The sequence below is a fragment of the Litchfieldia alkalitelluris genome, from assembly GCF_002019645.1.
Taxonomy (GTDB): Bacteria; Bacillota; Bacilli; order Bacillales; family Bacillaceae_L; genus Litchfieldia; species Litchfieldia alkalitelluris.
The window spans coordinates 766,074-781,802 of the sequence record NZ_KV917374.1 but is presented as its reverse complement, the minus strand read 5'-3'; the positions used below and the strand labels follow the sequence as shown (position 1 = coordinate 781,802).

At 37.2% G+C, this 15,729-nt stretch carries 12 protein-coding genes; 1 reads left to right on the top strand and 11 read right to left on the bottom strand.

Annotated elements, in window-relative coordinates; all coding sequences use genetic code 11:
- Positions 1–316: 316 nt before the first annotated feature.
- The 11 genes from BK579_RS03710 to BK579_RS26025 all read right to left on the bottom strand — a co-directional run bounded on the left by BK579_RS03710 (position 317) and on the right by BK579_RS26025 (position 14,409).
- Positions 317–1,453, bottom strand: coding sequence for an aminotransferase (locus BK579_RS03710; protein WP_078543614.1), 1,137 nt, complete (start codon positions 1,451–1,453; stop codon positions 317–319).
- 73 nt (positions 1,454–1,526) lie between these two features.
- Positions 1,527–2,642 (bottom strand): mandelate racemase/muconate lactonizing enzyme family protein, encoded by a 1,116-nt coding sequence (locus BK579_RS03705; protein WP_235848328.1) that lies wholly within the window; start codon positions 2,640–2,642, stop codon positions 1,527–1,529.
- Between the two features lie 26 nt (positions 2,643–2,668).
- Entirely contained in the window at positions 2,669–3,649 is a 981-nt protein-coding gene (locus BK579_RS03700) for an ornithine cyclodeaminase family protein (RefSeq protein WP_078543612.1), read from the bottom strand.
- 11 nt (positions 3,650–3,660) lie between these two features.
- A complete protein-coding gene (locus BK579_RS03695; RefSeq protein ID WP_078543611.1) occupies positions 3,661–4,629 on the bottom strand; it encodes a threonine ammonia-lyase in 969 nt (322 codons plus the stop codon).
- A gap of 13 nt (positions 4,630–4,642) precedes the next feature.
- Positions 4,643–5,800, bottom strand: a complete 1,158-nt coding sequence (locus tag BK579_RS03690; protein ID WP_328589229.1) for a M20 metallopeptidase family protein — start codon at positions 5,798–5,800, stop codon at positions 4,643–4,645.
- Between the two features lie 14 nt (positions 5,801–5,814).
- Entirely contained in the window at positions 5,815–7,236 is a 1,422-nt protein-coding gene (locus BK579_RS03685) for a YfcC family protein (RefSeq protein WP_078543609.1), read from the bottom strand.
- Positions 7,233–8,531, bottom strand: coding sequence for an aspartate aminotransferase family protein (locus BK579_RS03680; protein WP_078543607.1), 1,299 nt, complete (start codon positions 8,529–8,531; stop codon positions 7,233–7,235). The genes BK579_RS03685 and BK579_RS03680 overlap by 4 nt, the downstream gene beginning before the upstream one ends.
- A 65-nt stretch (positions 8,532–8,596) precedes the next feature.
- Positions 8,597–9,991: a sigma-54 interaction domain-containing protein gene (locus BK579_RS03675; protein WP_235848327.1), complete on the bottom strand. Its 1,395-nt coding sequence runs from the start codon at positions 9,989–9,991 to the stop codon at positions 8,597–8,599.
- 552 nt (positions 9,992–10,543) lie between these two features.
- The gene (locus BK579_RS03670) at positions 10,544–12,325 is read right to left on the bottom strand and encodes a DUF2628 domain-containing protein (protein WP_169891057.1); all 1,782 of its coding nucleotides are present in this window, start codon (positions 12,323–12,325) and stop codon (positions 10,544–10,546) included.
- A gap of 277 nt (positions 12,326–12,602) precedes the next feature.
- Positions 12,603–13,508 carry a DUF2628 domain-containing protein gene (locus BK579_RS03665; RefSeq protein ID WP_169891056.1) on the bottom strand — a complete coding sequence of 302 codons (906 nt, stop codon included), beginning with the start codon at positions 13,506–13,508 and terminating at the stop codon, positions 12,603–12,605.
- Positions 13,509–13,647: 139 nt separating this feature from the next.
- Positions 13,648–14,409 (bottom strand): MORN repeat-containing protein, encoded by a 762-nt coding sequence (locus tag BK579_RS26025; protein ID WP_204524668.1) that lies wholly within the window; start codon positions 14,407–14,409, stop codon positions 13,648–13,650.
- Positions 14,410–15,155: 746 nt separating this feature from the next.
- Between BK579_RS26025 and BK579_RS03655 the strand changes: the two genes are divergently transcribed.
- Positions 15,156–15,647, top strand: coding sequence for a sigma-70 family RNA polymerase sigma factor (locus BK579_RS03655; protein WP_078543599.1), 492 nt, complete (start codon positions 15,156–15,158; stop codon positions 15,645–15,647).
- The last annotated feature ends 82 nt before the right edge of the window (positions 15,648–15,729 follow it).

The window sequence follows — 15,729 nt, the reverse complement described above, 5'->3', positions numbered from 1 at the left end:
ACAGAGCCAATGACTTTCTATTTCTTTTTTATATTTTGAGCACAAAACTAATTGGAATGTTTAAACAATACAAAGACTATTTTAAAGCCTAGTAAGCTTATTGTAAGTAATACTATTTGATTATACAAAAAGCAACAAGACTATCTATCTTAAACCATTGGTATAGAATTATAGAAGATTTTTGAGAAACCCTCCATGTTGCTCTATTATCTACCTGCAATCTAATGACGTAAATAACAAAAGCACCTAAAAAGGTGCTTTCATCTAGAACTATTAAATTTTACTTCCATGAATTTCTTCCTTGACCCTTTTATTCCTAAACTTCAACACCACTTAAACTCCCAATATATTCTGATACTTTCTCAAGGCCCTGTCTCAGTACTTCGGTCTCACATGCATAACCAATTCGGAGGTAACCTTCCATGTCGAAGCAGCTACCAGGAGTTAAAAAAGCACCATTTGCTTTAAACAAACCAATACAAAATTCTTCAGAAGAAATCGGTAAATCATATTTCAACATTGCTGTTGTACCTGCACGAGGCTTGATATACGTAACACTCGGTTCATTTCTCACCCATTCATCAAGAATAGCTAGATTGTCACGAACAATCTTTAAGTTTCTCTCTAGTACTTTGTCGTAATTCTTCAATGCATGGACCGCTAGTAAATCGTCAATCATACTGCAGCTAATGGTTGTATAATCACGGTGCCTTATACATTCAGCAATCACTTCTTTAGGTCCTGCAATCCAGCCTAATCGTACACCAGCTAATGAAAAGACTTTAGACATACTTTGTGTGACAATTCCCTTTTCATATAAATCAACAATGGAAGGCACGACAGTATTCTCATCCTGCCATAAACCACGGTACACTTCATCACATAAAATATAAGCACCTACGGAGCGAGCAATTTCAACAATCTCTTCCAGCATTTCTCTTTCGATAATTGCACCAGAAGGATTATTTGGATTGTTAATACAAATTAACTTTGTTTTTTCATTAACAAGTGATCTTAAGACCTCTATATCAGGTAAGAAATTATTTTCAGGAGTTAATCTTAATAAATCGACAGTTGCACCAAAAGATGCTGGCACGTCATATAATTGTTGATATGTAGGATGAACAGATACGACATGGTCTCCTGGTTTAACAAGTGAATAAAATACAAGAAAGTTTGCTCCAATCGCTCCATTCATTACTAATACATTTTCCGGTTTGACCTCATCATATAGATTAGCAACAAGCTGTCTAAAAGCAGGAGATCCTTCAATGTCGCCATATGTTAACTTTTTCTTTCCCATTTCTTGAAAAAAAACAGCTGGGTCTGTACCATCAATAGAAATCAATTCATTTACAGTTAGAGAATCCACACAAGTTTCTGCAATGTTATAAACAGCTTCCATTTCATATTCATTCATCCACTCTTCTACTTTAAATGTTTTTATTTCCAATTTTTTATCCCCCTTGTAAAAATTACTCGTTTTAGTGGTTTAAGTACCTTTTGTCTTTTTTTGTTTTATCTACTTAGATCGATAGTGAACACTGAAAAATCTGATTCTCTTTTATAAAATATTCGTCTACATCTACGCCAAGGCCAGGTTTATCAGGCAACTTTAATACATCACCATGATATACAACCTCACCTACATCTTTGGTGAACATCTTTGGACCAATCATTTCATTTGATTTAATAATCGTTTTTGCAATGGAAAGATGCGCTCCTGCCAGTGTTCCTATTGCTGATTCAACCATCGAACCAATTTGACATGACATTCCTGCTGCTTCTGCAATACTTGCTAGTGCTAGGGCTGGATAAATTCCACCAGCTTTCATTAGCTTAATATTAAGTAAGTCAGCCGCCCTATGCTCAATCACATTCAAGAGGTCTTGGCTATTATGAACACTTTCATCGACCATGATTTTTGCGTGGGTTGTTCTTCGAATTTCCGCTATACTTTTTAAATCATGGGCTATCACTGGCTGTTCATACCACTCCACTTGGCAATCTTTAGTTTCATTAATAACGGTAATAGCAGTAAATAAATCCCAACCTTGGTTAGCATCAACACGGAGCTTTGTTTCTTCTGAAATTGCTTCTCTTACCGCTCTAATCCTATTGATATCTAAAGAGGGGCCTCCCCCACTTCCAACTTTAATTTTAATATTCCGATAACCCGCTTTAACAAATGCTGCGCCATCCTTTGCCATTGCTTCTGGAGACTTCATGCTAATCACCTGCGGGGTAACTAGCTCGGGGTGGGCTTTGCCACCTAGTAACTGATAAAGCGGTTGACCTGTAATCTTTCCCATTAAATCATATAAAGCAATATCGATAGCAGCTTTTGCTGATGGTGCAGCATAAATTCGTTCATTCATTTTTTTATGAATATAATCGATCGAAAATGGGTTTTCCCCAAGTACCAAAGGTGCTAACTCATTCCGAATAACTTGATAAGTGCTTTCCCAGGTCTCCCCTGTCACATGTGGATCAGGTAAACTCTCGCCCCAACCAACTATACCCTCATCAGTCTCAAGCCTGGTAACTATAATAGGCATATGATCAAACGTATCATATGATATAATAAAAGGCTCCTTTAATGGTAAACGAATCCCATAAATATCAACCTTTTGTATTTCCACTACACTCACCCCTTCTGGGAGCATCGTTAAATCAATTCAACTTTAATTAGGTCCTTGCGATCATTTGTCAGCTTTAAAATCATCTTTGCTGTGGTTATGTCTTGAATCGCCAATCCGGTAGAATCAAACACAGTAATTTCTTGGTTACTTTCACGACCTTGTTTCTCACCTAATACAATTTCACCAATTTCAGCATACACCTCTGAAATGAGGCCACTAGTTAACGCATGCTGAATTTCTCCTCGTTCCTGACATTGTATAAAACTATCAACAACGATTTTTGCTTTTTCAAAGAGCTTTGGGTCAACCTCTTGTTTTCCTGGCATATCTGTACCAATACAAATCACATGTGTTCCCGGTTGTACCCACTCAGCTTCAAACAACGGAGTTTTACTTGGCGTTGTTGTGATAATGATATCAGCGTTCACTGTACATTCCTCTGCCGACATCCCTTGATAAAAAGTTGCTTTTACACGTGCTTCCATTTCTTGCACATAGCTAGCTACTTTCGCTTCATTTCGGCCCCATATATATACTTCTTCAATATCAAGGATTTCTGATAAAGCAAGCAATTGCATTCTTGCCTGCATTCCTGTTCCAAATATTGCTACCCTCTTTGAATTAGGTCGTGCTAGATATTTAGCTGAGACAGCCCCTGCTGCACCTGTTCTCATATCGGTAATTAATCCGCCATCCATGACAGCAAGTGGAACTCCGTTTTTCGCGTCAACTAATACAATCGTTGCTAGCCCTGATGGGAGGTTATAGTTTTCAGGATTGTTCCAAAATCCCGACGCTAGCTTTACACTAATGATGTCGTCAACTTGCTCATAGCCGGCTTTTATATCTAATTCACCATGATGCTTCTCAACGTCAATCGATAATACAGGAGCAAGAGTTACCTTTTGAGCAGAAAATAGTCCATAGGCTTCTTCAACTGCTGCAATCACCGCATCCATTGTTAATAACTTTTCTATTTGTTTTTTTGAAATGATTGTTGTCTCCATTTAATGACACCTCACTCAACATGTTTAGAGAGCTTGGTTAATTTGTCAAAATCGACATTACTCCCAGTAATAAAGGTTAATACTTTCTTTCCTTTTAGTTCTGGTAAAATTCCATCACGTAATGCTGCGATTCCAACTGCTCCAGATCCTTCAATCATGTAGTGATGTTCCTTTGCCATCCACACCATTGCCTCTGCTACCTTTTCTTCTTCAACTAAAATAATATCGTCGACAATTTTAAGAGCTAAATCAAGATTTGCTTTTGTAATTCCACCATGCAAACCTTCTGCCAATGAAGCTGAATATTCAACTGGGACTAGTTCACCTGCTTTAAAAGAATAATACCAAGGTGGAGACGCATGTGTTTGAACTCCAATCACTTTGATATCTGGGTTCACTGCTTTTGCTACAAGAGCCACACCACATAGTAAACCTCCACCACCAGCTGGAACAACGACTGCATCAAAATCAGGCTCTGCTAAAAATGCTTCAAGTGCCGAGGTTCCTTGACCAGCAATAATATAGTCATCCTCAAACGCATTTACAAATACACGACCAGTTTCCTCTGCAAGATGTAGAGCATATTCCTCTGCTTCATCATAAGAATTGCCGTGAACAACAAGATCTCCACCTAATCTTTTTATCCCTTGCTTTTTCGTTTCCGGCGTAGTCATTGGGACGATAATTTGCGCGGAAACATTTTTTAACGAAGATGCATATGCAAGCCCTTGAGCATGGTTACCTGCTGAAGCGGTAATCACTCCCTTTGCTAACTCTTCCTCTGTTAATGAATCTAGTTTATTTAGAGCTCCTCTGACCTTGAATGAACCTGTTTTTTGAAGGCTCTCCATTTTAAACCACACATCACTTCCAACTTCTTTTGATAGATTCGTTGATTGTATAAGCGGTGTATGAATAATTCTTCCTTCTAGCGCTTTTCTAGCTTTTAACACATCTTGAAAGGTTACAGTTAATTCCAATGATGACTCACTCCTATTGATAGTTTTTTATAATTTCAATGAAAAGCTTTACCGCGTTCGGTAATACATCTTCATCAATTTCAAAGCGTGGATGATGGTGTGGATATTTACTTTTTTCACCGCCCATACCAACAAAAATGAACGAACCCGGTTTTTTTAACAAATAATAAGCAAAATCCTCGCCCCCCATCACTGGTTCGACAAGCTCAAAGGTATCATCCCCAAATGTGGTACGTATCACTTTTTCAATATATTTACTTTGCTCTGGATGGTTCACAAGCGGCGGCGTACCAATAATGTAACGAACAGAACCCTTTGCACCAAAACTAGCACAAATCCCTGCAGTAAGCTTGAGCATTTGTTGACGAAGGATTGTGACATCATCAAGTGTTAAGCCGCGGACTGTTCCATATAGCTTTACATTATTAGGAATAATGTTATAAGCTGTACCCGCTTCAATCCTACCAACTGAAATTACACTGGGATGAACTGGATTTAAATTACGACTAACAATTGATTGCAATGCTTGAATCACATGGGTTGCAATATAAATTGGATCAACTGTATCCTGTGGCATCGAACCATGGCCCCCAGATCCTTCAATTGTTATTTCAAAATCATCTGCAGAGGCCATCATTGGTCCATAAGTTAACCCAATCTTCCCCTTCTTCAATCCCTGCCAGAGGTGAATGCCATAGATTTCATCCACATTTTCTAAGATTCCATCTCTAACTAGAGCTTCTGCTCCACTTGGAGTAATCTCTTCAGACGATTGAAAAATAAGTAAGATATTCGGTTCAATCTCATCTTGATTTTGAGCAATCCATTCTGAGACTGCTAACAACACCGCTGTATGACCATCATGCCCACACACATGTGCAACTCCATGATTTTTTGATAGATACGGCTTATCACCCTCCTCCACAATCGGGAGGGCATCGATATCCGCACGTAAAGCCAATGTCTTTTTACCAACCTTACCTTTAATATAACCAATCACATTAGGAAACTTATAATCTAATATAGTAATCTCCAAAGACTCTAATCGTTCTTTAATATATTTACCTGTTTCAAACTCAATCCCAGATAGTTCAGGATGTTCATGTAGGTAACGTCTGTCTTTTATTAACTTTTCAACTAGTTGTTCTGTTTGTGATACAACTTCCACCATGTAACCTCCTATATTTAGAATGGTCCATATTGAATCAATTGGGCAATGACTAGAGCAATGACACTAATTGCGATTTGAATTAAGAACAATGGAAACACCCATTTCAACCATCTAGTCCATGGAATACCCGCTAAAGCAAGACCTGCCATAAAGAAACCAACTGTAGGGAAAATATTATTTGATAAGCCGTCACCTAATTGGTATGCCAGTACTGCTGTTTGTCTTGTAACACCAACTAGATCTGCTAATGGTGCCATAATCGGCATCGTTAGTGCTGCTTGACCACTTCCAGATGGAACTAAGAAATTTAACCCTAATTGTAAAATAAACATCCCAACTGCAGTGAAAGCTCCAGGAATATTATCAATTGCACTTGAAGCATAGTAAAGAATTGTATCCATTAAGCCACCGCTGTTGAAGATAACTAAAATGGCTTGGGCAACCCCAATGATTAATGCTCCACCAACAAGATTTCCTGCTCCTTTGATAAAGCTATCAGCAATATTGCTTGCAGAAAGTCTACCAACAATACCGATTAAAATTCCGAACAACAAGAATAATCCCGCGATTTCGGTAATATACCAACCAAATTTAATTACACCATATACTAATACAACAAAGTTTAATAGAAATGTTATTAATACCCATTTATGCCTTGTGTCTAATTTACTATTAGATTTAAGTAACCCTTCTTGAGACCCTTGTTCATACTTACCATAAAAACCAAGAGACGGATCCTTTTTGATTTTTTTAACATAATGCAAAATGTATAGAACGGCTGCTAAATAAAAGACGACTAATAACACTAAGCGAAAACCAATGCCTGAGAAGGTAGGCAGCTCGGCTACCCCTTGCGCCACACCAACTGTAAATGGATTCATAACTGCTGATGTAAAACCTACTGAAGCTCCAAGTACAACAACTGCAAACCCAACAATGGCATCAAACTTCAAAGCAATTGCTAGCGGAACAAGAATTCCAATATATACTAGCGTTTCTTCCGCCATCCCCATTAGCGATCCACCTGCTGCAAAGAAAAGCATCAAAACAGGAATAATAATCTTTTCACGGTTTGCTAGCTTTGTAGACAAATAGACAACAAATGAATCAAGTGCACCTGTAGCTTGTAAAATTCCAAATGCACCACCCACAATAAATACAAAGAAGATAATACTAGATGCATCCGACATCCCTGTATGAATACTATTGAAAATTTCTAAAAAACCAACTGGATTTGATTCAATGAATTGGAAAGATTGCGGATCAATCACACTACGCCCATCAACCTCAACACGTTCATATTGTCCTGCAGGAACAATGTACGTTAAAATCGCGGCAATAATAATAACACCAAATAAAAGAACAAATGCATTGATTGCTTTTACCTCTTTTGGTTTTTGCTTTTTAGTTTCAACATCGACTTGTAAATCACTCATTTCTTCTCCTCATTTCTGTTTATGTAGTTTTGAATGGCCTGTTCTAACATTGTAAGTCCTTCATCAATTTGCTCTTTTGTTACAATTAATGGCGGAATCATTCGGATCACCTCTCCTGCATTTCCGCATAAGTAGAATAAAACACCCTGCTCAAGAGCTAGATCTAAAATATCTTTTACCGCTTCACCATCAGGCTCTCCCGTTATAGGGTCAGCAAACTCAATCCCTATCATTAACCCAATCCCTCTGACATCACGGATGATCGTATATTTTTGTTGTAATTCCTTTAGCCTTGTTATTGCATATTTTCCTAACTCCTTGGAATTTTGAAGCAAGTTTTCTTCCTTTATTACTTCAAGACTTGCTAATCCTGCTTCACACGCAAGTGGATTTCCCCCAAATGTTGTACCATGGGAACCAAGTGGCCACTTCTGCATTAGCTCTTTTGAAGCAACAGTCGCACTTAATGGCACTCCAGATGCAATCGCCTTTGCAATTGCCATAATATCTGGATGAACACCAAATGTTTGAGCCGCAAACATTTCACCTGTACGACCAAACCCGGTTTGGACTTCGTCAAATATGAGTAATATTCCATGCCTACTACAAATCTCTCGAACTCTTTGCAACCAAGATTTGTACGGAACAACATACCCTCCTTCTCCTAAGACTGGTTCAAGAATGACACAAGCAACCTCTTCCGGAGTTACTTGATGGGCAAACAATGATTCAAAATCCATCTCTAGCTTTGTTAGTGCTTCTGCTTCATCTGCAAATTTATCTTGATATGGCACTTGATAGGTAAGCCAGTTCGGCTGCAAAAATTTACGGTATTTACTTTTCGAAGTGGATACACTTAAAGCACCAATTGTTCTACCATGAAAACAACCTGTAAAAGATACAACATATGGCCGTTTTGTCGCATGCTTTGCTAATTTTATTGCCCCTTCAATCGCCTCTGAGCCACTATTAGAAAAAAAGAAGCAATCCAAGTTGCCTGGCAACTCATTTTGTAACACCTTAGCAAGCTTTAAAATAGATTCATAGATAATTACTCCAGATGGTCCATGCATCAATGAATCCGCTCCACGTTTAATCGCACTAACGACCTTCGGATGACAGTGACCAACATTCTCAGTCGCAATCCCCGAGGTGAAATCTAAATACTTTCTACCATCTAACCCATAGTAATAGCATCCCTCTGCCTTTATTACTGGTAAATTTGGATGGTCCTTTGCCATGCTTGGTGCAAGCAACTCTGAAATATCTTCGACAAGTTGACCCCAACTTTCCATGTTTATCCCCCTTGCAATCGTAGATTTAGCTTTCAATCTTATACCATGCAAGATACATGCCAAAGTTACTCTATTTTATATTTTTTTAATTTTCTAACAATAGATGGCTGACTTATCCCTAAAACTTTCGCCATTTGAACTGTTGTTTTATATTGTTTTTTGGCTCTTTGTAATATGTTTTTTTCAATTTTATTGATTGTTTCTGGTAAGGTAGTATCTATGGAGTGAGTGAAGGATTCATACGATATGGTTCTGTAAGTATCAGGGAGGTCATTTAGAATAATCGTTCTTGCTTGTGATGTAACTACTAAACGTTCCATTAAGTTAATTAATTCTCTAACATTTCCTTTCCATTCTTGATTAGTAAGCTGCTGAATAACGGCCTCATCAATGGCTCTCTCTAAATTGTATTTCTTTGAAAATTCTGTTAAGAAATGATGAATAAAAGGAACAATATCCTCTTTTCGATTCCTAAGTGGGGGGATGGTTATAGGTACGACGTTTAGGCGAAAATAAAGATCCTGCCGAAACTTATTTTCTTCAATAGCCTGTTTTAAATCAATATTTGTTGCAGCAATTAACCTGAAATCGACACTTTTAAGCTTTGTTCCACCTACTCGATAAAATTGTTTTTCTTGAATGAATTTTAATACTTTTACTTGTAGAGGTAATGATAACTCACCAATTTCATCTAAGAACAGGGTGCCATTTTCGGATAGTTCTACTAACCCTGGCTTACCTTTACGACTTGCTCCAGTGAATGATCCTCCTTCATAACCAAAAAATTCGGCTTCAAAAATGGATTCTGGAATCGCTCCACAATTCACCTCAATAAATGGACCAGTTTTTCGTAAGCTTTTTCGATGGATTAATTTTGCAATATGAGACTTTCCAACCCCTGTTTCTCCTTCTAAAAGAACGTTAACATCGACTTCAGCAACTTGAAGTGCCATTTTTATAACCTTTTTCATCTCTCTACTTTTAGCAATCAATCCTTCTGTGTAGACATGTTGATTTCGCAATAACTCTAATTCTCTTTTGACTCGGTCAATTTCATCTTCCATATCATCTAAATACTTTTTAACTTCTACTAGTTCAGTCACATCATGGGAATAACTCACAACCCTGACAAGCTCACCATTATGATCAAATACCGGAATCCCTGTCACTAAAAGCTTGCGTTTTTCCCTGGTAGTTTGCACAAATGTCACTTTTTTCTTTTGTTTAATTACTAAAGGAGTTGCAAGAGGTGAAAACAATCCTTCGCGTTCCAAATCATAAACTGACTTACCAACTAATTCCTCGGACTTCACACCATAAATTCCACCGGTTGTTTCACTTACTTTTAAGATGATTCCATCAACACTTGTTACTAACAAGTCATCAATTAACGACTCAAGAATAGCTTCATTTTCATGCCAAACCGCTTCTCGATTAATACATCTCCCCCCTTTCTCCAATGAAATTATTCACTATTAAATAGTTAGAAGAATTTACTCAGAAATGAGTTATCAAATCAGTAAATCTTCCTTTTATTTATTTACTGATAATATATTCATTTCTGAATATTTTTATTCTAGTCAATAAAAACTATTAGAACAACAAATTCGTCAGATTTTCTCACATTGTTTTTTTGGACATAGGAGACAAGGATGATTTTGTCCTTCTTTCGCGCAAAATTTCCGATTGACCCTTGTCAGAACCTTGAATAAGATCGAGAAAAATAAAAGTCTTCATATATGAATACAAATAGAAACATCTCATCATATTCCATCATCTCAACATCTCCATGATCTAGAATAATGTAGAATTTCGGCATTTAAATAAGCTAGCGTCCTTTAAAGGACACTAGCTCTTTTTCTATGTTAATAGATCATGAACGTTTTCGCGAAAATTCTTTGGTTCTATATCAGTTACTTCCCGTATGGTATAACAATGAATTCGATGTCCTGGAAGCTAAACATATATACTATATCCATGAACAAACGAGAAAATGGTTATCCCCCACGTCCCTATTTCAACGAAGCCAGCCACTCAGCAATAATCTCTGATTCACTCTCTGAGACTATTCTCCCTGGCATGATTCCTTGTCCATTTATAATCACATCTTCGATTTCACCTTGAGTTAATTTAGAGCCAATATCATATAATGCTGGTCCTACTCCACCCTCTAAGCTTGCACCATGACACGATATACAGCTTTGATCATAATAATTGATCGCTTCATCAAATGAAGTTGTGGTAGCTGCAGCCTCATTGAATGTGTATGTATCACTGTCTGTTACGACTTCATATGGGCGTAAATCTTCTACAGACCCATCGAATGTCGTATAGTATTCTAAACCTTCCTTACCTAATAAATACATATCTACCGTATGTATTCGATATCCTGTTTCGTATAATAAATCCATCCATCCGTCTTGATCAATATCATAGACATATAGAGATGGAGCATTTTCAGCCGAAACAATGACTGACGTACTTCCTCCATCAAACTCAACAATGATTTCTACGTTTTCATTTAAGTAGCTGTCACCATCTTCAGGAGCCCCTTGAAGAATAACGGTCTCAAACACTCCATCGTTGTTCACATCAATTGTTTCTGTCACTCTAAAGTCAAACATATCATCAGCTTCTAGTTTTATATAAGGTGAGTCATTAGAGGTAACTACTTGATCCGTGTTCGTCACCACTTCCTCTTCTTCTTCATCTAAATAATGAACCGACTCAATTTCACTTTCGAAAAATTTCCAACGTCCGTCTTGTGGTTTCACTGTATGGATCATTATGGTTTCATTATCCTGATATTCTTCTCCATCTACTAAAATTGAAGTTTGAGTAAGTCGGACTTTTACTTCTTGATCTGATACGGTTAAAAATTCAATATCGCTAATATCGTATGTAATATCATAGCTCTCAAACATAACTTCCAGCATTCCCTGAGTTTGGTTGTATAGTGATGGGTCTTCACCTTGATACACCATCAGCATATACTCGTCTAAATCTTCATTTTCAAGCGCCTCAATATTTGCATGAAGAAAGTCAGTGATTTCAGCCTCTATGTCCTCATTCGTGTTTTCCTGATTAACCGGTATTTCAAGAGAAGTGTTCACCGGATTCACTTCAGAAAATTGGGGAATCGATGGGACAAACATGAAGATAACCATGGCTAATACGAGATAACTCACGAATAATCCCAAAGCAACGAAAACACCTTTCCAGCTTCCGCCACCACGTATTTTAAGCTCTCTTTCTATGATTTCATCTGACTGATGTTGATTTATCATTTCCTTGATGTGCTTGCTTGCATGTTTACGATACAGAAAGTTACCCCATATCCCAAAATAAACAGCAACGGAAATTCCAATTGCATTGTTTATATTCGTGTCGTCTAATCCAATTAAAACAACGACAAGGTCGATTGCTAAAAATATAGCCATCATAATAAGGATAGGTTTATAAATTTTTCTATATCCCAGCCAAAAGAACGATAGGAAAAATGCTGCCCAATTCCATGAACGATCCCCTTTAGCCCACTTTTTCAGATAATAATCTTTCTTCTTTTCACCAACAAATAGACTTAACAGGCGATCATCAACTTCTAATGCTTTCCCATTAGGTTCAACGGATGTCGAAACTTCAACTTGATCGATATGATTTACTTGTTGTACCGTGGTATCGATCTTCTCTTCTTTCCTTTGAACACTTTCTTTATTCAACGGAACAGCATGGCCACAGTGATGGCAGAATTTAGAATTCTCTTCTAACTTAGATCCACAATTAATACAAAACAATGATTTTCCCCCTAAAGTAAATAACAGACTTTTACAGATGTGGGTATAATATACTACTATGTAAATGCAAATTCTGTCGAAATATGCATTTAATTGGAAAAACTCCAAAAACCTTGGGATAAAGTGACTGGTTCAATGTCCCAAAATAATCAATTATATAACGCTTATATATACAATAATGCATTCAAAAACTTTTCGGAGCTGGTAGACAGAAGCACGAGAACCGTCCCAATGCTTCCCCCAACAAAAAAAAGCACTGAAAACGTCCCAGTGCTCCCTATCTCCTTACTACATAAAAAGTTCCCTTTGCGACAACTTTATTATTTTTTATTACTTTCATGAGATATTCCCCTTCATCAGATGGAGCTATCATACTATTTGTAACACCCAACCAATCAGGGGGAACTTCATCATCCCATTGGTCATAAATCGACGAAGTGGAACTCATTACATCCTCGATCACAATCATAAATGACCCACCTTTCATATCAGGAAAATAAAACGAATAAAACATTTCATCATTTGGTTCAAATACTTCAGAAGGCTGGACAATCTCAGCATCTATTTCATCAAATCCAAACTCAATCACTTCCGTTGATAGCTTTGGGAGGATAAAATATACGGATATAATCATATATAGAATACTTAACCCTATACTAATAAATATCCCCAATTTACTTTTACCACCTGATTGAACTAATTGTTCTTTTGAGTATGTACCATTAGATGATAATTTCCCTACCCTTTTATTTGCTTGAAGATAATATAAATAATTCCCTTTTAATCCTAATACGGCTGCTGTAACAATACCAATCAAATAATCAATTCCAGCATGATAGATCTCAAGAGCATAAAAGATAGCATCCAAACCAATCCAGATCAATAAAATAATTACCAAAGTTGAATACATTTTTCGATAACCTAACCAAAAAATGCCTAGAAAAAAGGCAGCAGTATTCCAACTGGTTTTTACTATTTCTCCTTGCTCTAACCCCCATTTGTTAAAATAATACTCGGCTTTATCTCCAACATACAGTTTTAAACCAACTTCTCTTGTGAATTCATTTACTAAGTCTTTATGCGGAACACTAGCAAGTTCTTTCTGGTCTTTTTGAGCAGCTCCACAATGATGGCAGAAACTTGCACCATCGTTTTGTTTTTCACCGCATTTTATACAATACATCATTTTCCTCCTTTCATGATTTATAAAAAAAGAAGCTGTTTATAAAACAACAACAAATATTCTTAGTTCTAATAATACTACTCTATTATACATTTAAAATTCCAAGTATTTTTCCAGAACATTCTCCCCGCTCTACCAATCACTCCGGCTCCCCATTCACCCACTGCCCCGTATATACCGAACCACTCACATAATACATCGTTCCCTGACCATGTGGACGACCATCAAAAACCTCGCCTTCATAAACAGTTCCATCAGCCCAGTTTAACTTCCCACTTCCGGTAATCTGTCCATCAACAAATTCCCCTGTATAAGTGTTTCCGTTATACCAATGTAACGTTCCCTTTCCATGAGGCTTTCCCTTCTTAAAATCACCTGTGTAGGATGACCCATCTGCCCATTCATAAGTGCCTGGCTCATTATTAAATACACTTTCCATAGGTGTAGTAATAGCCGCTTCTCTTGTTACATCCTTACCACTCATAACCAGATAGATTGCTAGAACAGCAATCCCAGCGATTAACAAGATCTTTTTATAGTTAAAAGAAGAAGCAGACACTCTCTTCGTGTCATACTCCGTGCTAAACAAAATCCGGGAACACCCTTTACATGTATTGCGAAGCGGTTCATTTGCTGTATGACAAAAGGGACATTGATAATAATGTGAAGATTTGACGGGCGAAGTGGGATTGGGTCTTGATGTGATTGGAGTCACGGTATTCTTTGTCTTAACTCTTACGGGTTTATGTTCAAACCTTTCATAACACATTCCACATAAAACAACCTTTCTAAAATTAGTAGCCTTCGCTTCTTGATGAAGAACTTTGAAAGCTGTTAATTCACTCTCGGTAAAAAGGCGATTATTTCGATCTATGTACATATAACTTGCCATACTATCCATGGTATTACAGTGACTACACTTCATCTATACCCAACCTTCTCTCTCTTTCTATAGATACTAAGAATGATGTTGTATCTTCTACTCTATGACTACCTAGAATTTAAACTGCGCTTTTTGACTGTAAAATAAATCTGTTTGAATAATCCATTTAATAAACAACTAACTATAACAATATTTTACATTTTATCCACCTATTATTCTACAAAAATTGCTAAATTTTGTAACCTTTATATCTCTTGCAAGATCCACATAAAAAACCTTAAACATTTGTACAAGTGGATTAGAGCGTACTGCGAGGCTTCAATCAAACGATTGTTTTAACTATCACTATTCCCAATGTCTATAGTCTCGAAATATGTTAAAGTTTGGCACCTTCAAAATTTCTTATAGTCCAAGCAAGCTTCCTTTAGCATAAAGGAAGCTCGCTTGTTTTCTAAGTTCCTGGAGAGTTTCTATATTTCAATGCCTAAATAGACAAGAACTTTCGTTCTTTATAATACTAGTCAACTTCATACAAGCAAAATGGAAGCACCAGAACCGTCCCCATGCTTCCACGGAAGCGCGGAAAAACCAATGCTTCCAAACTTCTGGTTTGCCCACTGATACTTGATGTATGTGCTAGGTCAAACTTTACGTTTGCTCTAGGATACTTGATGTTTGGCTTTTAGACGGTTGTTGTTGTTTGTTTTATTTTATAGGTACCGACGGAATAACGAAGAAGCGCGCTTTTTGTAAGGAAATTAAAATTGAATAGTAGTTTTGAAGTGCTTGTTGATGAGTATAAGCCAATGATTTTATCGATTATGAAGAAGCTTCATATTTATCGTGATCATGAGGCGTTTTATCAGGTGGGATTGATTGCTTTATGGGAGGCGCATTCCCGCTTTGATGAAGAAAAAGGGAGCTTTTCGACGTATGCTTATGCAGTTATTCGGGGGAAGTTTCTAGATTATATGAAAAAAGAAAATGCGTTCTATGATCATCATCAAGGGTTACCAGAAGAAGCAAGTCTCTCCCTTGTCGACACCAACACCCCTCAAGCTTTTGAGGAAGAAGGACTTGAGGTGTATATTGAAGGTCTTTCTGTGAATCAGCGGAAATGGGTGCAAAAGAGGATTATTGAAGATAAACGCATCGTGGACATTGCGAAAGAAGAAGGTGTTTCAGCAGAGGCTGTGAAGTCTTGGGGGAAAGCAGCTGTGAAAAAGATGAAGAGAATCATGGAGGCATATAATTAAGAGATATTGCCCTTAATAATATTAATCTAATAAAACACAACTAGAGCCTCTTTGTAATATAGTGAGGCTCTAGTTTTCTTAG

Excerpts from the sequence above, each read along its gene's own strand:
- BK579_RS03700 (WP_078543612.1), bottom strand. The coding sequence starts at position 3,649 with ATGGAGACAACAATCATTTCAAAAAAACAAATAGAAAAGTTATTAACA.
- BK579_RS03690 (WP_328589229.1), bottom strand. The coding sequence starts at position 5,800 with ATGGTGGAAGTTGTATCACAAACAGAACAACTAGTTGAAAAGTTAATA.
- BK579_RS03685 (WP_078543609.1), bottom strand. The coding sequence starts at position 7,236 with ATGAGTGATTTACAAGTCGATGTTGAAACTAAAAAGCAAAAACCAAAA.
- BK579_RS03680 (WP_078543607.1), bottom strand. The coding sequence starts at position 8,531 with ATGGAAAGTTGGGGTCAACTTGTCGAAGATATTTCAGAGTTGCTTGCA.
- BK579_RS03665 (WP_169891056.1), bottom strand. The coding sequence starts at position 13,508 with ATGTATTGTATAAAATGCGGTGAAAAACAAAACGATGGTGCAAGTTTC.
- BK579_RS26025 (WP_204524668.1), bottom strand. The coding sequence starts at position 14,409 with ATGGATAGTATGGCAAGTTATATGTACATAGATCGAAATAATCGCCTT.